Source organism: Verrucosispora sp. WMMC514, from assembly GCF_027497295.1.
GTDB lineage: Bacteria > Actinomycetota > Actinomycetes > Mycobacteriales > Micromonosporaceae > Micromonospora > Micromonospora palythoicola.
Genome location: NZ_CP114906.1, coordinates 6,009,140 through 6,030,361, shown reverse-complemented (window position 1 = coordinate 6,030,361; position 21,222 = coordinate 6,009,140). Strand labels below are relative to the sequence as shown.

General features: G+C 73.5%; 18 protein-coding genes. 10 read left to right on the top strand and 8 right to left on the bottom strand.

Translation table 11 applies throughout. The annotated features are described in order from the left end of the window. The first annotated feature begins 629 nt into the window (after positions 1-629). The gene (locus O7597_RS27940) at positions 630-971 is read left to right on the top strand and encodes a hypothetical protein (RefSeq protein ID WP_269741687.1); all 342 of its coding nucleotides are present in this window, start codon (positions 630-632) and stop codon (positions 969-971) included. Further along, complete coding sequence (locus tag O7597_RS27935; protein WP_269741686.1) at positions 968-1,639, top strand: nucleotidyl transferase AbiEii/AbiGii toxin family protein; 672 nt, start codon at positions 968-970, stop codon at positions 1,637-1,639. The genes O7597_RS27940 and O7597_RS27935 overlap by 4 nt, the downstream gene beginning before the upstream one ends. Before the next feature lie 54 nt (positions 1,640-1,693). Here O7597_RS27935 and O7597_RS27930 read toward each other — a convergent pair whose 3' ends face one another. Continuing rightward, positions 1,694-2,596 carry an SDR family oxidoreductase gene (locus O7597_RS27930; RefSeq protein ID WP_281581215.1) on the bottom strand — a complete coding sequence of 301 codons (903 nt, stop codon included), beginning with the start codon at positions 2,594-2,596 and terminating at the stop codon, positions 1,694-1,696. Between the two features lie 182 nt (positions 2,597-2,778). Further along, the gene (locus O7597_RS27925) at positions 2,779-3,939 is read right to left on the bottom strand and encodes a geranylgeranyl reductase family protein (RefSeq protein ID WP_281581214.1); all 1,161 of its coding nucleotides are present in this window, start codon (positions 3,937-3,939) and stop codon (positions 2,779-2,781) included. Positions 3,940-4,044: 105 nt separating this feature from the next. On the opposite strand from O7597_RS27925, the gene O7597_RS27920 reads away from it, so the two are divergent. The 3 genes from O7597_RS27920 (at position 4,045) to O7597_RS27910 (ending at position 7,582) form a co-directional block, all read left to right on the top strand. After that, complete coding sequence (locus tag O7597_RS27920; RefSeq protein ID WP_164446813.1) at positions 4,045-4,281, top strand: hypothetical protein; 237 nt, start codon at positions 4,045-4,047, stop codon at positions 4,279-4,281. Positions 4,282-4,327: 46 nt separating this feature from the next. Beyond that, a complete protein-coding gene (locus O7597_RS27915; RefSeq protein WP_281581213.1) occupies positions 4,328-5,818 on the top strand; it encodes an MFS transporter in 1,491 nt (496 codons plus the stop codon). Positions 5,819-5,953: 135 nt separating this feature from the next. Then, complete coding sequence (locus O7597_RS27910) at positions 5,954-7,582, top strand: alkaline phosphatase D family protein (protein WP_281581212.1); 1,629 nt, start codon at positions 5,954-5,956, stop codon at positions 7,580-7,582. Positions 7,583-7,643: 61 nt separating this feature from the next. Here O7597_RS27910 and O7597_RS27905 read toward each other — a convergent pair whose 3' ends face one another. The 4 genes from O7597_RS27905 to O7597_RS27890 all read right to left on the bottom strand — a co-directional run bounded on the left by O7597_RS27905 (position 7,644) and on the right by O7597_RS27890 (position 11,461). Next, entirely contained in the window at positions 7,644-8,342 is a 699-nt protein-coding gene (locus O7597_RS27905; protein WP_281581211.1) for a hypothetical protein, read from the bottom strand. Positions 8,343-8,550: 208 nt separating this feature from the next. Then, positions 8,551-9,654 carry a DUF3626 domain-containing protein gene (locus O7597_RS27900; RefSeq protein ID WP_281581210.1) on the bottom strand — a complete coding sequence of 368 codons (1,104 nt, stop codon included), beginning with the start codon at positions 9,652-9,654 and terminating at the stop codon, positions 8,551-8,553. Positions 9,655-9,746: 92 nt separating this feature from the next. Continuing rightward, complete coding sequence (locus tag O7597_RS27895) at positions 9,747-10,376, bottom strand: MBL fold metallo-hydrolase (protein ID WP_281581209.1); 630 nt, start codon at positions 10,374-10,376, stop codon at positions 9,747-9,749. After that, a complete protein-coding gene (locus O7597_RS27890) occupies positions 10,376-11,461 on the bottom strand; it encodes an S-(hydroxymethyl)mycothiol dehydrogenase (protein WP_281581208.1) in 1,086 nt (361 codons plus the stop codon). Before O7597_RS27890 ends, O7597_RS27895 begins: the two co-directional genes overlap by 1 nt. 213 nt (positions 11,462-11,674) lie before the next feature. Between O7597_RS27890 and O7597_RS27885 the strand changes: the two genes are divergently transcribed. Then, positions 11,675-12,835 carry a low temperature requirement protein A gene (locus O7597_RS27885; RefSeq protein ID WP_281581207.1) on the top strand — a complete coding sequence of 387 codons (1,161 nt, stop codon included), beginning with the start codon at positions 11,675-11,677 and terminating at the stop codon, positions 12,833-12,835. Between the two features lie 18 nt (positions 12,836-12,853). On the opposite strand, the gene O7597_RS27880 is transcribed toward O7597_RS27885, so the two are convergent. Both O7597_RS27880 and O7597_RS27875 read right to left on the bottom strand, forming a co-directional pair. After that, positions 12,854-14,335 (bottom strand): NAD(P)/FAD-dependent oxidoreductase, encoded by a 1,482-nt coding sequence (locus O7597_RS27880; RefSeq protein WP_281581206.1) that lies wholly within the window; start codon positions 14,333-14,335, stop codon positions 12,854-12,856. A gap of 63 nt (positions 14,336-14,398) precedes the next feature. Next, positions 14,399-15,049, bottom strand: a complete 651-nt coding sequence (locus tag O7597_RS27875; RefSeq protein WP_281581205.1) for a phosphotransferase — start codon at positions 15,047-15,049, stop codon at positions 14,399-14,401. A gap of 90 nt (positions 15,050-15,139) precedes the next feature. Here O7597_RS27875 and O7597_RS27870 point away from each other — a divergent pair, with 90 nt between their 5' ends. The 4 genes from O7597_RS27870 to O7597_RS27855 are packed head-to-tail and all read left to right on the top strand — an operon-like array spanning position 15,140 to position 21,217. Next, a complete protein-coding gene (locus tag O7597_RS27870; protein WP_281581204.1) occupies positions 15,140-15,802 on the top strand; it encodes an ATP-binding cassette domain-containing protein in 663 nt (220 codons plus the stop codon). After that, positions 15,799-17,076, top strand: coding sequence for an extracellular solute-binding protein (locus tag O7597_RS27865; protein ID WP_281581203.1), 1,278 nt, complete (start codon positions 15,799-15,801; stop codon positions 17,074-17,076). Before O7597_RS27870 ends, O7597_RS27865 begins: the two co-directional genes overlap by 4 nt. Next, entirely contained in the window at positions 17,073-18,836 is a 1,764-nt protein-coding gene (locus O7597_RS27860) for an ABC transporter permease subunit (protein ID WP_281581202.1), read from the top strand. The genes O7597_RS27865 and O7597_RS27860 overlap by 4 nt, the downstream gene beginning before the upstream one ends. After that, positions 18,833-21,217 (top strand): hypothetical protein, encoded by a 2,385-nt coding sequence (locus O7597_RS27855; RefSeq protein WP_281581201.1) that lies wholly within the window; start codon positions 18,833-18,835, stop codon positions 21,215-21,217. Before O7597_RS27860 ends, O7597_RS27855 begins: the two co-directional genes overlap by 4 nt. The last annotated feature ends 5 nt before the right edge of the window (positions 21,218-21,222 follow it).

Below are 21,222 nucleotides of genomic sequence, written 5' to 3'. Positions count from 1 at the left end.
ACGACCGCCGGCCCGCCATCATTCCCGGGGGCCCGCACCCACCCTCGGCGGGCGGCGTCTTCCACGGTCGTTCAGGGATGTCCAACGCCCCCGCCCCGGCACCCATTCCACCACCGGCCCGTCCCGAACCGGACACCCACCCCAAACCCCCCGACACCCCGCAATCTTGGTCCGACAACGCCCACCCAAGGGCACAATCGCACCAAGATCCACACCCAACGCTGATCCCTCCCGCACGACAAGGAAGGATGCGAGCCCGCCGCGCCCGGCGCACGGACCAAAGCTGACCGCCCGGCGCAGCGGCCAAGCCGCACCACCCCCGGAGCCGGGCACCACGCCCAAACCCCCGCAACACCCGACAGCACCCACAGCGTTGACCATGAGGTTAGCGGCAGTTCTAGAGATCAAAAACGCCGCCAACCTCATGATCAACGGGGAAGTCCGGGGGTGGGGCGGGCAGCGCACGCACGACGAGGGTGTGGCCCGCCGTGCCCGGCGCAGGGATCAAGCCTGACCGCCCGGAGCCGGGCACGGCGGGCCACACCCCCACCGCAACCCACCCCAACCGCAACCCACCCAGAACCAGGTCATCAGTTCGGATCGACCCGAACTGGGGTTACCCTGACACCATGCAGGCGGTCTCCCCCACCACGACCGGCGTGGCGCACCTGGCCCGACCCGGCCGGCCCGCCGTGGTGGCCCGGACCCTCGCCGAGCTGCGCGGGCCCACCCGAGGGGTGGTGGAACTGCCGGTGCGACTGATGTGGTGCGCCGACCGGGCGTTCGACCTCGCCGACCCCGACCAGTTGCTCTGGCTGTACGAGAACGTGCTGCGCGAGACCACGAACGCCGAGGACCTGCGTCGGCTGGTCGACGGACGGACGCTGCGCCGGGTGTGGCGACTGCTCAATCTGCCCCGGGGCGTACGGCTGGCGTGGGAGAGCCGACACCCGGGTCTCCGGTCGGCGTGACCGGGGCATCCCCCGACGCGCACCCCCACGAGTTCTACCGGGAGGTGGCCCGGGTCGCGCTGACCGTCGCCGGGCCGCACCGTTTCGTGCTCGGTGGCGGGGTGGCCTGGGCCGCGTACGGACTGGTCACCCGCCCCACCGAGGACGTCGACCTCTTCGCCGACGTGGAGGGGGCCGCCGCCGCGGCAGCCGCCGACGTCCGGGCCGCGCTGGAGTACGCCGGGTTCCAGGTGTCCGACGCCGACCCGGCCAGCGACCTCGGTGACCTCTTCGACGGCTTCGACCGGGACCTGCGGGACTTCGTCGTCGCCCGGGACGGCCGGCGCATCCGCCTCAGCCTGGCCCGTCTCGACCGGCACCGCAGCCCGGTGGTGATGGACCTCGGGCCGGTCATGGACGTCCGGGACCTCATCGCCAACAAGACCGCCGCCCTGGTCAACCGCCGCGAGGTACGCGACTACATCGACGTGGCATCCGCCCTGGCGCACCGGTCGGTGGCGGAGTTGCTGGAACTCGCCCGGCAGCTCGACCCCGCCCTCGATGACGACGACGTACGGGCGGCCGGCCGGTATCTCGACCGGATCCCGGACACCCGGTTCACCCGCTACGGCCTCGGCCCGGCCGACATCGCCCAGGTCCGGCGACAGCTGGCGGCCTGGCCCCGCTGACCGGGCCCCGCCGACCGGCACCGGGTCGGCGGGAGCACCGGGTCGACGGTGATGTCACTTGGTGAAGCGGCCGCCGGTGACGCCGAGGATCTCACCGGTGATGAAGCTCGACTCCTGCGAGGCGAAGAAGACGTACGCGGGTGCCAGCTCCGCGGGTTGACCGGGCCGACCGACCGGGGTGTCGGTGCCGAACTGCTCGACCTTCCCCTCCGGCATGGTCGCCGGGATCAGCGGGGTCCAGATCGGACCGGGCGCCACCGCGTTGACCCGGATGCCCCGATCGACCAGGTCGGCGGCGAGGGCCTTGGTGAAGTTCGCGATCCCCGCCTTGGTGGTGGCGTAGTCGAGCAACTGCGGCGACGGGTCGAAGGCCTGGATCGAGGACGTGTTGATGATCGTGGAACCTTCGCCCAGATGCGGCAACGCCGCCTTGCACAGCCAGAACATCGCGTACAGGTTGGTCTTGAACACCCGGTCGAACTGCTCGGTGCTGATGCCGGCGATGCCCTTGTCCTGCGCCATCTGGTACGCCGCGTTGTTCACCAGGATGTCGATGCCACCCAGGTCGGTCACCGCCCGCTCGATCAACGCCGCGCAGTTGCCCTCGTCGGCGATGTCACCCCGGATCGCGACGCCCCTGCGGCCGGCCGCCTCGATGAGACGTACCGTCTCCCGGGCGTCCGCGTCCTCCTCCGCACCGAGGTAGGAGATCAGCACGTCGGCGCCCTCCCGGGCGTACGCGATGGCGATCGCCCGACCGATACCAGAGTCACCGCCGGTGATCACCGCCTTCTTGCCGTCGAGCTTGCCGGTGCCCCGGTAGGAGTCCTCTCCGTGGTCCGGCTTCGGGTTCATCTCGTCGGTACGACCCGGTGGGCTCTGCTGCTGGTTCGGCTGCCCCGACTGCTGGCCGTACTGGTCGGTCGGGTCCTGCTGGGTGTACTGCGTCTCGCTCACGGAGGTCTCCTCGCCCGGGATCGTGGGGTTGCCGACCCGCAAGCACCTACCCGGGCGAAGTCGGCGGAAACCGACCAGCGAGCCGGACGAGACTCGCGGGCTTGGGCAGCGTGCGTCACTACGCGTACAGCATCCTAGGATCCTGGATGGCTGCCGTCGGGCGCTGGACCAGCCAGCCAGGGTCAGTCCGACACCCGGGCGGCGCGGCGGCGCCTCGGACCGGGCAGGCGATCCGCCAGCGCCAGTGCGGCCCGCACCGACATCCGGCCGACCACCTCGTCGAAGTCGGCGCGGCCCAGGCAGAACCGGGTGAACGCGCGCCAGCCCGGCGGGGTGGCGAGCGCCCGGTGGCAGAGCGCCGGGCGTTGGGCGAAGACGTCGAGCAGCCGCTGCCCGGCCCGCATGGCCGGGACGAGACGCTCGGTCACCGACCGTTCGTAGCCGGCGAGATCGGCGCCGGCCACCGCCGACCCGGCCAGCTCGCCGGAGCGCAACGCATAGCTGATCCCCTCCCGGGTCCAGGGCTCCAGCAGGCCGGCCGCGTCACCGGCCACCAGCACCCGCCCCCGCCGCAGCGGCGAGTCGTCGGACCGGCAGCGCGTCAGATGACCCGAGTCGTGCACCGGCGACACGTGGGCCAGCCCGAGGCGGTCGACGAACCGCCGCAGGTACTGCCGGGTCCGCTCCCCCTCCCCTCGACCGGCGATGACCCCGACGGTGAGCCGGTCCCCCTTCGGGAACACCCAGGCGTACGAGCCGGGCAGCGGTCCCCAGTCGAGCAGCACCCGGTTCCGCCAGCGCGCCTGCTCGGGCGGCGGTACCGGCAGCTCCAGCTCCAGCCCCAGGTCCACCTGACGGTGGCGCACCCCGACGTGACGGGCGGTCACCCCGGACGAGCCGTCGGCACCGACGACCGTACGGGCCAGCAGCACCTCGCCGCCGGCAAGTCGCAGTCGTACGACATCGGGGTCCTGCTCCACCGACCGGACCGTCACCCGCTCGCGGACCTCGGCCCCGGCGGCCACCGCGGCGGCCCGCAGCCGGTCGTCGAACTCCTCCCGGCGCACCATGCTCACCAGCGGTCCGGCAGCGTGCCGGCGGGTGAACCCGGCTCGCCCGTCGAGGGTGAAGGTGACCCGGTCCACCGTGTCGTGGGCGGGCACCTCGATCCGTCCGGCCACCGCGGCCAGCGAGGTGCCGATCAGACCACCGCCGCAGGTCTTGTAGCGCGGATGCGCGGCGCGCTCGACGACAAGCGTGCGCACCCCGCGACGGGCGGCGGCGTACGCGGCGGAGAGCCCGGCGGGGCCACCACCGATCACCACGAGTTCCCAGACGCTCACCGGTGCAGGGTAGATCAGCCGGGCGCGGGCATCTTCCCCGCCGCACCGGGTAACCGCCGGCCGCAGACCGCCTGCCGCAGGCGGACCAGGCGCGAGGAGGACACCATGCAAGAGGTGCGGCTGTCGGAGGACGAGGCGCGGGTGTACGACGCGGTGGCGGCCCTGGAGGCGCGCGGCCAGGTACCGTACCCCGACATGATCGCCCAGGAGTGCGGCCTGACCGAGGAGCAGTTGCAGACCCCGCTGCACCTGCTGACCGAGAAGAACCTGCTGCACCGGGAGGACTCGCCGATGGCCGGGCTGGACTTCGGCCCTCGATTCTGCGCGCAGCAGTTGGCATGACCGGTACCCGCACGCGTCGGCCGGCGCCACGGCGTCGGACCGCCGGTTGAACCCCGCGACGTCCGGCGGTCCGACGGGATCCGAGGCGGCCTCGTACGAACGGCGTCGCTGGCAGGCGCTCGGGGTGGGGCTGGTCGCGGCGTTCATGACGCTGCTCGACATCAGCATCGTCAACGTCGCCCTACCGTCCCTGGAACGTGCCCTACGGGCCGATCCGAGCGACCTGCAATGGGTGCTGTCCGGATACGCGCTGAGCTTCGGCCTGGTCCTGGTACCGGCGGGACGCTTCGGTGACGTCCGGGGGCGACGCAACGCGTTCGTCTTCGGCATCGCCCTGTTCACGCTGACCAGCGCGCTGGCCGGGCTGGCCCAGTCGCCCGGCTGGCTAGTCGCCGCCCGGCTCCTCCAGGGTGCCGCCGCCGGCGTGGTGAACCCGCAGGTGACCGGCCTGATCCAGCAGTTGTTCGCCGCCTCCGAGCGGGGCCGACCCTTCGGCTGGCTCGGTGCCACCATCGGAATCTCCACCGCGATCGGTCCGTTGCTCGGTGGCCTGCTGATCGCCGTCGGCGGCCCGGAACACGGCTGGCGGTGGGTCTTCTTCGTCAACGTGCCGGTGGGGATCGTCGCGGTGGTGCTCGGCTGGCGGTTGCTGCCCGGCCGGGTCACCCCACGCGGTGCGCAACGCCGGTTCGACCCGGTCGGTGTGCTGCTGCTCGGCGTCGGCGTGACCCTCGTGCTGCTGCCGCTGGTGCAGCGCGAACAGTGGCCCGGCGCGACGAAGTGGTTGCTGCTGCCCATCGGGCTGGCCATCCTCACCGGCTTCGTCGCCTGGGAGCGCCGCTACGCCCGGCACGGCCCGCCGCTGTTCGACGTGCGCCTGTTCAGGCACCGGTCCTACACCCTCGGCTCGATGATCGCGCTGCTCTACTTCGGCGGATTCACCGCGATCTTCTTCATCTTCACCTTGTACCTGCAGAACGGACGTGGCTACAGCGCCCTGGTCGCCGGTGCGGCGATCACCCCGTTCGCACTCGGCTCGGCCGTCGCGTCCGCCGTCGGCGGGCGGTTGGTCAACCGGTACGGCCGCCCGCTGGTCGCCGTCGGGCTGGTCGGCGTGGTGACCGGTCTCGGTCTCGCCGCGCTGGCCATCGAGCTGGCACCAAAAGCGCCGGTGCCCTGGGTGACCGCACTGCCGCTGCTGGTCGCCGGCATCGGCAGTGGCCTGGTGATCGCGCCCAACCAGACGCTCACCCTGACGGAGGTGCCGGTGCCACAGGCCGGCAGTGGCGCCGGGATGTTGCAGACCGGGCAGCGGATCGGTTCGGCCGCCGGGATCGCGGTGGTCGGCGCGGTCTTCTTCTCCGCACTCGCCGACGGCGCGGACGCCTGGTCGAGGGCGTTCGAACGGTCGCTGCTCACCTCTGCCGCGATCATCGCGCTGGCCCTGGTGGCAGCCACGGTCGACATCGTCGGCAACCACCGCCGAACCACGAGCGGACGACCCACCGGCAGCGAGCAGGCTCCGCGTAGCCACTGAGCCCGGCTTGCCTGAGCCGGGCATTCTCGCGCTCGTCCGTCCGGAGGGTGGCAACGAGAACCGTTGCGGAAACCCGGGCGAACAGTGGTCGCCGGGGCAGCGAAGCGGACGGCGGGGCCGGTAGACACAGCAACCATGACGAACACCCTCGACCGTCGTACCCTCCTCCGGTTGGCCGGCACCTCCGCCGGCACGGCCGCGCTGGCCGGCGCCACCCTCACCGGCAGCGCCGCGGCCCAGGCCGCCGCCGGCGCGTTCCGACACGGCGTCGCTTCCGGCGATCCGCTGCCCGACGGGGTCCTGTTGTGGACCCGGCTGACCCCCACCGAACAGGCCCAGCCGGGTTCCGGGACGGGCCCCGAGGCCGAGGTGACCTGGCAGGTGGCCGCCGATCCGGACTTCGCAACCGTGCTGGCACACGGTGTCCAGGTCACCGGGCCGGGACGGGACCACACGGTACGGGTGCCGGTAACCGGTCTGGCACCGGCCACCACCTACTGGTACCGATTCGGGTACGGAGGGAGTTGGTCGCCGACCGGCCGGACAATGACCGCGCCGCACCTGGACGCGGAGATCGACCGGCTGCGGTTGGGCGTCGTCTCCTGCTCCAACTGGGAGGCGGGCTACTTCGCGGCGTACCGGCATCTGGCCGAGCGGGGCGACCTGAACCTCGTGGTGCACCTGGGCGACTACCTGTACGAGTACGGCACCGGGCAGTTCGCCGCCGGTGCCAGCGTCGTGCGGCCGGTGAGCCCGCCGCACGAGACGCTGTCGCTGGCCGACTACCGGGCCCGGCACGCGCTCTACAAGACGGACCTGGACCTGCAGGCGCTGCACGCCGCGCTACCGTGGGTGATCACCTGGGACGACCACGAGGTGGCCAACGACCAGTGGTCCGACGGCGCGGAGAACCACACGCCGGGGGTGGAGGGCGACTTCGCGGCGCGGCTGGCGGCGGCGCGGCAGGCGTACCTGGAGTGGATGCCGGTGCGGGCCGGGGCGGACGGGGCGATCTACCGGCGACTGCGGTTCGGTCGGCTCGCGGAGTTGTCCATGTTGGATCTGCGCACCTACCGGTCGCGGCAGAGTTCGGGGGTCGCGGTGGACGATCCCGACCGGACCATGACCGGGCAGGCGCAGATGGACTGGCTCAAGAGTGGCCTGGCCGACTCCACCGCCCGGTGGAAACTGGTCGGCAACCCGGTGATGATCGCCCGGCTGGATGTCGGTGCGCTGCCCGCGTGGCTGCTCGGCCCGCTGGGGACACTGCTCGGCGTGCCACAGAACGGGGCGGTGCTCAACACCGACCAGTGGGACGGCTACAACGCCGACCGTAACGAGCTGGTCGACCACCTGCGAGCCACTGGCACCCAGGACGTGGTTTTCCTGACCGGCGACATCCACACGTCGTGGGCCAACGAGGTGACCACCCGCAGCACCGGGCGGGCCAACCCGGCCGCCGCCGAGTTCGTGGTGCCGTCGGTCACCAGTGACAACGTCAACGACTTCCTGGGCCTGCCGGCCGGCAACGCGCTCAGTGGCCTCGGCACGACGCTGATCCGTTCGACCAACCCGCACGTGCGCTGGACCGAGCTGGACGGACACGGCTACGGGGTGCTCGAGGTGACCCGACAGCGCTGCCGGATGGACTGGTACCACCTGTCCGATCGGACCCGGCGGGCGAGCGCGACCCGGTGGGTCGCGGGCTGGTCGGTCGGTGCCGGCTCCTCGACGTTGCATCGGGAGACGACGCCGCTGGTCTGACCGGACGACGCGACCGGCCGGCCCGGGTACGGGCCGGCCGGTCGGTCGGTCGGCACTGAGGTCACCAGAGCTGGGAGACGATGTCCGCCGCCTGCTCCTCCCACTGCGCGTAGTGGAACGGGTAGGCCGACACCTGCACCGTCTGCGCGGCGGCGGTCAGTGGCAGATCGCGCCAGCCGCCGACGTTCTTCAGCGCCTCGAAGAAGACGGTCGAGGAGTACTCGGGATCCCGGATCTGGTCCACGCTGCCCCAGCCGGTGGACGGACGCTGCTGGAACAGGCCCTGGGAGTCGTGGTCGTTCCACGCGCCGAGGTGTCCGAGGTTGTAGAGCTTCGACTCCTGCAGGGCGGTGGCGATGCCGATCACGGCACCACGCTCACCGACACCGGTGCGCTTGGCCATCTCGATGATGGTCTTGGCGTTGTCCCGCTGCGCGTCGTCGAGCGGGATGCGCGACTGAGCGCCCTGCACACCGTGCGGGATCAGCTCGTCGCGGGTCGGCTTCCCGGCTGCCGGCTGGTCGGTGCTGCCGGCGGTGGTCAGCCCGGATTCCACCGGCACACCGGTGCTGGTGCGACCGGTGGCCCGGTCGATCGCCGCGACCGCGCCGGAGTGCGGGCCGGCGGTGATCGGTGCGGCGACGGCGGTGGGGCCGAAGGCGAGTCCGGCGAGGGCGGTGGCGCCCACCACGCTGAGCGCGGTCTTCCGGTTCGGGATCGTCGCGATGGCCGGGAGCCATCGAGTGAAGTCCAGCTTCACGATGGTTGCCCTTTCGATCGGGTACGAGCCGCTCGGGGTTGAGCCGCTCTCGGGGGCGGACCGGGCCGGCGAGGTTTGCCGACCGGCACTATGGGGGACACAACTCGGCTGGCATGTCCGCCATTCCGGAAATGCTGTGATGGTGGTCGGCTGCGACCCAGGTCACGACGGGGGCCCACCCGGGCGGGCACGAAACGGACGGCCCGCCTCAAACCTCGTACGGGGCTCCGAAGCGCACCAGGACGTGCCAGAGCTGCTTGAGATGCTGCAGGGTGTCGGTGGCGGGGCCACGATCGGCCCAACGCCCCGGGTCGGTCACCACCGACGCGGCGGCCCGCCCGATCAGTGCGGCGTGCAGTGGCTCGCCCGCGCCGGCGAACTCGGCGTGCACCCGGGCCGCCAGCGGTGGGATCGCCGGCCCGCGGAACTCGGCGTCCACCCGGTCCACCGGCAGCGCGAAGCCGGCGTGCCAACGGATCGGAAAGCCGTACCGGTCGGCGGCGGCGATCAGCACAGCCTCGGTGTCGGTGCGCCGGAACGAGGGGTCGACGACCAGGTCCAGCACGTCCCGATCCAACCGGACCGCGCCGTGCACCTGCGCCTCGACGTAGTCGTCGAGGGCGCGACCGGCGGCCCGGGGCATCGCGGCCAACGCCTCCCGACGGCGCAGCAGCTCACCGGTGAGGGTCACCAGATCCATACCTGCCCGACCCAGGCACACGCCGGTGTCGATGGTGGCGGCGATCAGGGCGGCCAGCACCGGCTCGACCACGTCGACGGTGCCGACGTCGCGCGGTCCGAGGTGGCTGTCGCCGAAGCAGAAGGTGGTGCGGGCCAGCACCTCGGGGCGCAGCCGCAGGTGGCAGGAGCCGAACCGGGGGCAGGCGCCGTCGGGATGGTCGAGCAGGTTCAGGCCGCCGTACTTCGGCCGCTCCGCCGGGTCGACACCCGGTCGCTGGTAGGCGCCGCCGAACAGGCGCTCCTCCCAGCGGTCACGGTCACCGCCGGGATACGCGGTGAGGCCGCCGTTGGAGATCCGCGTCTCGAACTGGCTGCGGTAGACCCCCTCGGTGGCGAGCGCCTCGGCGACCGTGCGGCCGTCGGCCAGCAGCCGGTCCGGGTGGAAGTTGAGGGTGACCCTCCCCTGCCGGCCGATCGCCGCGACCAGCCGCTCCGGTTCGTGGCGTACGCCGGTGCCGGCCAGCGCCCGTCCGATGACGGCCAGCGCGGCGGGGCGGTCTCGCAGCGCCACCGCGCGTACGTGGCGCAGCGCCGCCCGTTGGGCGGCGGTCAGCGTCGGATCACCGGACATGCCGGCAGTCTCGTCCCAACCGGCCCCGGCGCGCAGCCCCGTTTCCGCCGCCGCCGGGCGACAGCGGTCCGGACAGCCCGGAGGGACCGAGCTCAATGCCCCCGGGCCAGCCACTGCGGTAGCCGCGGAGCCTCGGCCCCGATGGTGGTGCTGTCGCCGTGCCCGGTGTGCACGATGGTGTCCGGCGCGAGGGTGAGCAGCCGGTCGCGGATCGAGTCGACGATGGTGCCGAAGTCGCTGTAGGAGCGACCGGTGGCGCCCGGCCCGCCGGCGAACAGGGTGTCGCCGGTGAAGACGACGTTCAGCTCGGGGGTGTGCAGGCAGCACGCGCCGGGACTGTGCCCGGGGGTGTGCAACACGGTCAGCGCGGTGCCACCCACCTCGATGGTCTGGCCGTCGTCGAGGGTGCCGCCCGGTGGGTCGTCGGGATGCACCAGGTCCCACAGCACCCGGTCGGCGGGGTGCAGCAGCACCGGGGCGCCGGTGACCCGGGACAGCCGCGGCGCCACCCGGACGTGGTCGTCGTGGGCGTGCGTGGCGACGATCGCGGTGACCCGCCGCCCGGCCACCACCTCGACGATGGCGTCGACGTCGTGCGGGGCGTCGATCACGACGCACTCGGTGTCGTCGCCGACCACCCACACGTTGTTGTCCACGTCGAAGGTCTGACCGTCGAGGGAGAAGGTGCCGGAGGTGACCGCGTGGTCGATGCGGGCGGTCATCAGAACACCACCACCGAGCGGAGCACGTCGCCCCGGTGCATCCGGGCGAACGCCTCCTCCACCCCGTCCAGGCCGATCTCCTCGGTGACGAAGGCCTCCAGGTCGAGGCGGCCCTGCAGGTACAGCTCGGTGAGCATCGGGAAGTCCCGGCTGGGCAGGCAGTCGCCGTACCAGCTGGACTTGAGGGCGCCACCGCGGCCGAAGACGTCGAGCAGCGGCAACTCGACGCGCATCTCGGGCGTGGGCACGCCGACCAGCACGACGGTGCCGGCCAGGTCGCGGGCGTAGAAGGCCTGTTTCCAGGTCTCCGGCCGGCCGACCGCGTCGATCACCACGTCGGCGCCGAAGCCGCCGGTGGCGGCCTGGATCTCCGCAACCGGGTCGGCCTCGGAGGCGTTGACGGTGTGGGTGGCACCGAACCGGCGGGCCCAGTCGAGTTTGCGGGAGTCGGTGTCGACCGCGATGATCGTGGTCGCGCCGGCCAGGGCCGCGCCGGCCACCGCCGCGTCGCCGACGCCACCGCAGCCGATCACCGCCACCGAGTCGCCGCGGGTCACCCCGCCGGTGTTCATCGCCGCGCCCAGGCCCGCCATCACCCCGCAGCCGAGCAGTCCGACGGCGGCCGGCCGGGCCGCCGGGTCCACCTTTGTGCACTGGCCGGCGTGGACCAGGGTCTTCTCGGCGAAGGCGCCGATGCCCAGTGCCGGAGCGAGTTCGGTGCCGTCGGTCAGCGTCATCTTCCGGGCGGCGTTGTGGGTGGCGAAGCAGTACCACGGACGGCCGCGCCGGCAGGCCCGGCACACCCCGCAGACGGCCCGCCAGTTGAGCACCACGAAGTCACCGGGTGCGACGTCGTCCACACCCGCGCCGACCTGCTCGACGATGCCGGCGGCCTCGTGGCCGAGCAGGAACGGGTAGTCGTCGTTGATGCCGCCCTCGCGGTAGTGCAGGTCGGTGTGGCAGACGCCGCACGACTGCACCCGGACCACCGCCTCCCCCGGCCCGGGGTCGGGCACCACGATCTCGGTGACCTCGACGGGCGCGCCCTTGCTGCGGGAGATGACTCCCCGTACCTGCTGGCTCACGCTGTCCTCCTGCTCCGCGCCCGCGCGGCCCGTCGTCGCGCGGCGTGCCGCATTCGCCTCCGCAGGCGAACCTACCGCCGCGACGGCGTTTCGGCACCGTCGCACCGACGGCGCGGCGGTGGGGGGTGCGGGGTCGTGGCGGCCCCGGCGAACCTGCCCGACACGGCCGCCGCCGCGCCTATGGTGTGGCTGAACACGCCGCGAGGAGGGTCGGTGGACACCAGTGACGCTCCCCGGCCGTGGCGTCGACCGATGCGGCCCCGCCGCCGGGACGAGCCGCACCGGGCGGCGACCCCACTGGAACTCTTCTTCGACCTGTCCTTCGTGGTCGCTGTCACCCAGGCCGCGGGCGGCCTGCACGACGCGTTGGTGGCCGGTCGGATCGGGCACGCCGTCGTCAGCTACCTGATGGTGTTCTTCGGGATCTGGTGGGCCTGGATGAACGTCACCTGGTTCGCCTCCGCGTACGACACCGACGACGATCTGTACCGGCTCAGCACCCTCGTGCAGGTCGCCGGGGCACTGATCCTGGCCGCCGGAGTGCCGCAGGCGTTCGAGGGCGCCGACTACGCGTTGGCGACCCTCGGGTACGTGGTCATGCGGTTGGCCACCGTGGGCAACTGGCTGCGCGCCGCCGCCGGTGACCCGGCGCATCGACGCACCGCCCTGCGGTTCGCCGCCGGTGTGACCGCAGTACAACTCGGCTGGCTGCTCCGGCTGCTGGTGCCGCCCGGCCTGGGCGCCGTCTCGTTCCTGGTGCTGGCCCTGGCCGACCTGCTGGTGCCGGTGCTCGCCGAGCGGCGCGCGATGACCTCGTGGCATCCGCGACACATCGCCGAGCGGTACGGGCTGTTCGCCCTCATCGTGCTCGGCGAGGTGGTGCTGGCGATCACGGTGGCGGTGCAGACCGGCATCAGCAGTGGGGACGAGTGGCTGTGGCCGCTGGCCGGCGCGGGGACCGCGATCGTCTTCGCGCTGTGGTGGCTCTACTTCGACCGTCCGGTGCGCGTGCCGGCGTCGCTGAACGGTGCCCTGACCTGGGGGTACGGGCACTACGCCGTGTTCGCCGGACTCGGCGCGGTCGGCGCGGGACTGGGCGTCGCGGTCGAGCGCCAGCAGCACCCCGCCGAGGTCGACCCGCTTGTCGCGGGCTATGCGGTGGCGGTGCCGGTGGCGGTCGTACTGCTGGTGCTGTGGGGTTTGCGCATGCTCTCGGTCCGGCAGCGGGCGCGGCCCGCGGCGGTGCCGCTCGCCACGGTGGCCGTCCTGCTGACCCCGCTGACCCCGGTGCCGGTGTACCTGGTGGCGGTGGTGCTGGTCGGGCTGGCGGCGGCCCTCCGGTGGCCGGCCGCGTCCCGCCGGCCCCTGCCCTGAGGGTGGCTGACGACGTGGCTACGCGTCGACGGAACTTCGCGGGGTGCCGGCCCGGTCGAAGCGGATGGTGGCGTCGGTCAGCCGTCCGTACCGCATGGGCAGCAGGTCGCGCAGGTAGTTCTGGTGCAGCCGCCAGGGTGCCCGGATGCCCTGGCGGGGCAGTTTCCCGGCGCCGCGCCGCACGTACCCGGAGGTGAGGCCGATCAACGGGGTACGCGGCCCCGGTGGCGGGGCGAGCGGGGTGACGATCTGGGTTCCGGTGCGGTCCAGGTGACGCAACAGCCGGCACACGTAGCCGGCCACCAGGTCGGCCTTGAGGGTCCAGGAGGCGTTGGTGTAGCCGATCGTCATGGCGAAGTTCGGCACCCCGGAGAGCATCATGCCCTGGTACGCGACGGTCTCCGGCAGATCCACGTCCGTCCCGTCCACCCGCAGCGTCATCCCGCCGAGGGCGAGCAGGTCCAGCCCGGTGGCGGTGACCACCACGTCGGCGGGCAGTTCCCGACCGAAGGCGAGCCGGATGCCCTGAGTGGTGAAGGTCGCCACGGTGTCGGTGACGATCTCGGCCCGCCCGTCGGAGAGCACGGTGAACAGGTCGCCGTCCGGAACCACGCACAGCCGCTGGTCCCAGGGGTCGTAGCGGGGGGTCAGGTGGCGTTCGACGTCGAAGCCGGCGGGCAGCCGGCGGGCGGCCGCGCGGCGCAGCAGCCCGCGTACCAGGCCGGGGGCGCGCCGGCTGAGCTGATAGTTGGCCGTGGCGAGCAGGATGTTCTTCCAGCGCACGGTCTGGTGCGCCAGGCGCGCCGGCAGCAGCCGCCGCAGCGCGTCGGCGATCCGGTCGCGGGACGACAGCGCCAGCAGGTACGTCGGCGAGCGTTGCAGCATGGTCACCCGGGCCGCCTGTCGGGCCAGCGCCGGCACCAGCGTCACGGCGGTGGCGCCGCTGCCGATCACCACCACCCGGCAACCGGTGAGGTCGAGGTCGGCGGGCCAGTGCTGCGGGTGCACGATCCGGCCGGTGAACCGGTCCTGGCCGGTGAAGTGCGGCGTGTGGCCGGCCTCGTACCGGTAGTAGCCGGTGCAGGCGTACAGGAACGAGCAGGTCATCACCACGGTCTCGGTGGTGTCCTCGCGGTGGACGTGCACCGTCCAGCGGGCCTGGTGGCTGTCCCATTCGGCCCACCGCACCCGGTGCCGGAGCCGGATGTGCCGGGTGACGCCGTGCTCGTCGGCGGTCCGACGCAGGTAGTCCCGGATGGTGTCGCCGTCGGCCAGGCTCTTCGGGGCGGTCCACGGCGCGAACGAGTAGCCGAGGGTGAACATGTCCGAGTCCGACCGCACGCCCGGGTAGCGGAACAGGTCCCAGGTGCCGCCGATCGCGTCACGCGCCTCGACCAGCGCGAAGGTTCGGCCCGGATGACGACGCCGGAGGTGGCAGGCGGCTCCGATGCCGGACAGACCAGCGCCGACGATGAGCACGTCGACATGCTCAGGGGTCATCTCGTCTCCCGCCCGCCCAGTGCTGATCGAAACCCTATCGCCTGCGGCTGGCGGGTTCCCGGGTCACGCGGTGAGCAGGGCCGTCGCCGCGTCGAGCAGCGCGAGTTCGGTCGAGGTCTGGGTGGGGTTGGCCCGCCGGATGGCCACGGCCTCGGCGACCAGCGGAGCGGCGTGGTCGCGCAGCGCGTACCGGTAGGCACGCTGCATCTCGTCGGCGCCCGCCGCCATCGGCTGATCCGGGTCGACGGCGACCTGGGCGAGGATCAGGGCGGTCATCGCCACGTCCAGTCCGGGTGGACCGTGCCGGACGTTGCGCCAGTCGAGCAGCACCGGGCCGGCCGGGCCGAGGATGACGTTGTCCGGGTGCAGGTCCAGATGCAGGATGCGCTCGCCGTCCAGGGCGCCGGGCAGCGGCGCGATGGCGTGCAGTCGACGGTGCAGTTCGGCGAGGATGCCGGCGCCCGCAGCCACCTCGATCGTGCCCGCCGTCAGCGCCTGGAGCATCGTCGGTCCGGTCACCCGCTGCAGGACCAGGTCCGCACCGGCGGCCAGGTACACCCGGGGCACCGGGAACGCGGCGGCGTGCAGGTGCGACATGAACCGGGCCTCGCCGGCCACGGCGGTGCCGTCGCGGTAGCGGCGCAGCACCCGGCGGTCGTCCAGGGCGTAGACGTCGGCGTCGCGACCGGCGGCGAAGGGAGTCGACGCTGCCATGGGCGGCAGGGTAACCGGCGGTGTCCAGGGCCATGATGGACGGCGGGCCGAGCACTGAGCGTGGTTCCCCTGTGACAGGCTGGGGTGAGGGTGAGACCGCCGGAGGTGATGGTCACGTTACGCACGCTCAACCTGGTTGCCGTGCCGGACATGTCGCCGCTCGACGTCGAGGTGGCCGTCGGCGCGACGGCTGCCGTGGTCGCCCCACCCCGGCCGGCCACCGCCGTGGCGCGGGTGGTGGCCGGGCTGGCCGCACCGGTCACCGGGCAGGTCCTGGTCGGCGGTCGCGACGTCACCGACCTGCCTCCGTTGCGCCGCCGCATCGGGTACGTGCCGGCCGGCGGGGCCCTGCTGCCCCACCTCACGGTCGGGCGCAACATCTCCTACGGTCAGCGCCGTCGCCGGTGGGTGCGCGACGTCGCCGAGAGCTGGGCGGCCCTCCTGGTCGACCGGCTCGAACTCACCCCGACCCTGGGACTTCGCCCGCACCTGCTGTCCGAGGCGCAACGGTTCCGGGTCGCGCTCGCCCGGGCCATGGCCTGTCTGCCCGAGGTGCTGGTGGTCGACCTGCCGACCCCGATCGACGGGGTGCGTCTGCCGGAGCTGCTCGACCGGGCGGCCCCACCGGACGACCCGGGCGTGACGGTGCTGCTCTGCTCGGCCGACGAGGAGGTGCTGGCCGGCGTGAGCGCCCGGGTGCCGGTCGGTGACGACCGCCCGCCCGGTCCGGCCCGTCCGGCGGTGCGGGCATGACCGGGCTCGGGTTGCGCCGCCGTACGCTGCTCGGCGCCGCCGCCGCGGCCACGGCCGCCGTGACCGGAGGTTGCGGGCAGGGCCGCCGATCGGTGCAGGTGGCGGTGGTCTGGGCCGGCGGTGAACTGGCCCGGTTCCGCGAGGTGGTCGTCGGCTATCCGGCGACCGTGCAGGTGGTCGGCGTGGGCAACGACATCGACGCGTTCCTGACCGCGCGCCGCGCCGCGGGCACCAGTCCCGACGTGGCGATCCTGCCCCGCCCAGGTCTGGTGGTCGAGTACGCCCGGCGGGGCTGGCTGGACGAGGTGAGCCCGGCGGTCAGCTACACCGCCCCGGCCGGCATGGGTGACCTGCTCAGCGTCGGCGGGCGCCGCTACGGCGTCTGGGTCAAGGCGGCGCACAAATCGCTGTGCTGGCACTTTCCGTCGATGCTGGCCGAACCGCCGAGGTCCTGGGACGCGCTGGTCACCGTGACCCGTCAGCTCGGGCAACGGCACCGGGCGGGTGCGGGGCCGGCCCCGCTGGCGATCGGTGCCGCCGACGGCTGGGTGCTCACCGACTGGTTCGAGAACGTGCTCGCCGCCGTCGGCGGCGTGGACCAGTACGAGGCGTTGGCCCGTGGTGAGGCCGACTGGCGCGGCCGGCCGGTGGCGTACGCGCTGGACCGGCTCGCCGAGTTGTGGAGTGTGGCGGGGGCCTTCCCGGGCGGCGGACGGCGGGCCCTGCTCACCCAGTTCGAAGAGTCGGTCATCCAGGTGGTGCACCACCGTGAGGCGATCATGGTGTTCGGGGCCGACTTCGTCGACGCGGTGGTCGCCCGGTTCCGCCGTGGCACCGAACCGCCGGCCACCTTCCGCTTCCCCGGTGCCCGGCTGGCCGATCAACCGCTGATCGTCGGCGGTGACGCGGCGGTGGCGTTCGCCGGCTCCGACGGCGGTGCGGAGCTGGTGCGCTGGCTCAGCGACGCGGTGGCCTTCCTGCCGTGGCTGGACGCGGGAGGTTATCTCTCCCCCAACCTCGCCGTGCCGGTGGACAGTTACCGCGACCCGTTGCGTCGACGCCTCGCCGGTGAGCTGCGTGCCGCCGACGTCGTGCGGTTCGACCTCTCCGACCAGCTGCCCGGCACCTTCACCGGCACCGACGGGGTGGGCATCTGGCGGATCATGCAGGACTTCTTCATGGACGTGACCGACGGGGTGCCGGCCCGGGAGGCGGTCCGCCGGGCCACCGGGCAGCTCGCCGAGGCGGCCCGGGTGGCGGGGGGCGGCAGGTGAGCCGGGGCCCGCTGCTGGGTGGACTGGCGGTGCTCGACGACGTCGGGCCACCCCGACGTGGCCGCGCCTACCCGGCGGCGGGCGTCGGTTGGGCGCTGCTGACACCGGCGGTGCTGCTGCTCGGCGGCCTGCTGGCCTGGCCGGTGCTGCGCACCGTGCACGCCAGCGTCACCACCGAGGGCCGCTGGGTGGGTGTCGACCACTACCGGGCCGCCCTCGCCGCTCCCGGCACCGCGGCCGTGATCGGGCGGACCCTGCTGTGGGCGCTGCTGGTGCCGACAGTGGTCACGCTCCTGGGCTATCTGCTCGCCGCGGCCTCCCGGCGTTCCCAGGAGGGTTGGCTGGTCCGGCTCATCCTGGTGGTGCCGACCGCGCTGCCGCTCGTGGTCACCGGGGTGACCTTCCGGCTGCTGTACGACCCCGACCCCGGACGCGGGCTGGCCACCCGGTTGCTGACCTGGGCGACCGGACGGAGCCCGGAGCAGCTGCCGCAACTGCTCGGACCGGACCTGGTCACGGTGGCGGTGATGTCGGCGTTCGTGTGGGCCTGGGTCGGGCTGGCGATGCTGGTGTTCCGGGCCGCGCTCGACGCGGTGCCGACCGGGCTGGTGGACGCGGTCCGCGCCTTCGGGGGCAGCCGCCGCGACGTGCTCTGGGACGCGCAGTGGCGACCGCTGCTGCTGCGTACCGTCGCGGTGGTCTTCGCCCTGGTCGCCGTCGGCACCAGCCGGACGTTCGACCTGATCCTGGTGATGACGCCGGGTTCGGTGCGCGACGAGGCGGCGGTGCTGTCGGTGCGGATCTGGCAGACCTCCGGTGCGACGACCACCGGCGAGGGTGCCGCCCTGGGAGTCGTCTGGCTGGTCGCGGTGACCGCCGGCATGCTGGTCGTGGCCCTGTTCGTCCGGCAGGCATGGCCGCCGCCGCAGCAGCCGGCGGGCAGCGCCGTGACCGTGCCGCCACCGCGCCGACTGGTCCGGTTGCTCGCCGCCGGTGCGGCGATCGCGTGGCTGCTGCCGCTGGGGGTGCTGGCGGCCACCTCGTCACAGAATCCGGTCGGGGCGGCCACCGGCGGCTGGTGGTCCGGCCCACCGGGCCTGGACTCCTACCGGGCCGTGCTCGGCGGTGCCGAGCTGTGGCGCAGTCTCGGTTTCACGCTGGTCCTGGCCACCGTCGTCACCGCCGCGGTGCTGGGGGTCGCGCTGCTCGCCGCGTACCCGCTGGCCTGGCTGACCGGGCCGGCCGCCCAGGTCACCGGCCTGGTGCTGATGGCCGCGGTGGTGGTCCCCGTGCAGGTGATCGCCGGGCCGCTCAACGAGGTGCTCGGACTGGCGCTGTCCTCCGGCACGGCTCGGGGGGTGGCTCTGGTGCACATCGCCCTGGGGGTCCCGTTCGCCGTGCTGGTGCTGCGCAACGCCTTCGCCGACCTGCCCGCCGATCAGCTCCGTGGCGCCCGGATCGGCGGGTGGCACTGGTGGGGCACGTTGCGCCGACTGGCCCGGCACAACCGCACCGCCCTGGTGGCGGTGGCCGTGCTGGAGTTCGTCCAGGTGTGGAACGACCTGGTGGTGGGTCTGCTGTTCAGCGGGCCGGACGCCGCGCCCCTGGGGTTGTTTCTCGCCTGGCAGACCCGTGGTTTCGTGGCCGGCAGCGGGCCGCTCGCCGCCGGCTGCGTACTCGCCTCGATCCTGCCGGTGCTGGTGTTCGTGCTGGCGCGCCGGCAGGTCGTCGCCGGTCTGGTCGCCGGGGGTGTGCGGTGAACGGGCCGCCACCACGACGGGCCGACCGGCGGTCACGCCTGTTCAGCGCGCTGCTGGCCGCCGGTGGGGTGGTCGGTGCCGGGATCAGTGCGGTCCTCGGCAACGTCACCGGCAACCTGGTCTCCGCGTTGTCGTTGACCGTCCTCGGCTCGGCGAGCCTGGGCCTGGCCGCGCTCGGGGTGGCCGCGTCGTTTCTGGTGGAGTGGCGGCGGCGGCAACGCGAGCACCTGCTGGCCGGTGCGGAGGCCGAGGCCCGGTCGGGTAGCGGCGCACCGACGTTGCCCTGGCCGGCCGGGTACACCGGTCGGCGGGGGCAGGCGGAGGCGGTGGTGGCCCTGCTCGCCCCGGAACACGCGGTGGCGGTGGTGGGCCGGCGTGCCGTCGGTACGTCCTGGTGCGCGATCCAGGCGGCGAACCTGAGCCGGGCGGACTTCCCCGACGGGCAGTACTACCTCGACGTGCGCCGGGGCGGCCGGGCCCGCTCACCCCGGGAGGTGCTCGCCGCCCTGGCCCGCATCGTCGGCACCCGGGCACCGCGGTCCGGCCGACCGGACGACCTCGCCGACGCCGCCGACGAACTGCGCGGCCAGTTGGACGGTCGCAAGGTGCTGCTGGTGCTCGACAACGTGGACGAACCGGCGCAGGTCCGGCCGCTGCTGCCACCCACCGCCCGGGACTGCCGGTTGCTGCTGGCCGGCACCGGTCGGCTCGCCGCGGTCGACGGCGTGGTGGCGTACTGGCTGGCCGAGCCGGATCTCGACGACGCGGTGGAGATGTTCGCCGACGCGGGGACGGCCACCGCGTCGGCGCGTCCGCACCGCCCGGACCCGCGCACCGACCCGGCGGTACGGGCCATCGTCGAGTTGTCCGGACGGCAGCCGCGCGTGGTGACCGAGCTGGGACGACGCAGCGCGCAGCACGGGTGGCGGCCCACCGACGTGCTGCACGCGCTGCGCCGTGCCGCCGACACACCTCCGCACCAGCGGGTGGGCGTGTCACCGGTGACGGGGCTGGTCACCGCCCGCGACACCGCGTACCACGCGCTCACCGACGAGGCGCGCCGGCTGTGGCGGTTGCTGTCGCTGAGCCGGGTGCCGCTGGACCGGGCGACCATCGCCGCGCTCGCCGGACGCCGGCCCTCCCGGGTCGCCGCCCTGCTGGACGAGCTGGCCGACGGCGCCTTCGTCGTCGGCGCGCCGGGAGACCGGTACGAGGTCCGTCCGTTGCTCGCCGGGTACGCCCGGATGCACCTGCGGGACACCGAGCCGGTGCGCCGGCGGGTCACCGTGCAGGCGCGGCTGACCCGGCATCTGGCCCGCCGGGCCGAACAGCAGGTGGCCGCCCTGGCGGCCGGCGCGCTGGACCGTGACCAGCGACTGCCCGACGATGATCCGTACGGCTGGCTGGACCTGCACCAGGAGCTGCTGCTGGCGGTGGTGAAGGTGCCGGCCGGCGCGGTGGAGACGCTGCCGCGCCGGGTGCGGAACTGGTGGTTCCGGCTGGCCGTGGCGCTGTGCGGCTGGCTCGCCCACACCGAGCGGCTCGACGAATGGGAGGACGTCTGCCGCACGGTGCTGGCCAACCCCACCGCCCAGGACCGGCCGGAGATCGCCGGCTGGGCCCACAACGAGCTGGGCGTGCTGCGTCGTCGCCGGCACGACCCGTACGGCGCGGTGGCCGCGCTCAGCCTGGCGGTCGCCGGGCAGGGCCGCCGGGGCACCGCCCAGGCGCGGATGAATCTCGGGCTGGCCCTGCTCGACCTGGGTCGCACCGACGAGGCGGTGGAGCACCTGGAGCTGTCGCGGCGGTACCGGTCCGGCGCCGACCGCGCCGGCCAGGCGCTCAGCGATCTCGGCCTGGGTGCGGCGAGGCTGGCGCGGTACGAGCTGGACACCGCGCACGACCTGCTGGTCCGGGCCGCGAACTCGTTCCGTTCGCTCGGCGACGCCCGTGGCTATGCGGCGGCGTTGACGAACCTGGTGCTGGTCCACTCGGCGATGGGCGAGCACCTCGACGCGGCGCAGGCGTGGCGGGCCGCGCTGCGCGAGTACGAGTCGCTCGGTGACCCGACCAACCGGGCGGTGGCGCTGCTCAACGCGGGCGTGGCACTGCTCGGCGTGACACCGGGGCAGGCCGGTCAGGCGTACGAGCTGTTGGCCGAGAGCCGGCGGTTGCGCGAGGGTGGCCGCCCGGACGCCGGGTTGGGCCGGACGCTGTTGCATCTGGGCGACGCGGCGGCGACGCTCGGCGACGACGAGGAGGCCCGTGGGCGCTGGGCGGACGCGGCGGCGATCTGCGAGGTGGCCGGGGACGAGGATGGTCAGCGGGCCGCCGACGCCCGGCTGGGCGGTGAGCGCTCGGCCGAGCCACGCCCGGGGTGACGACG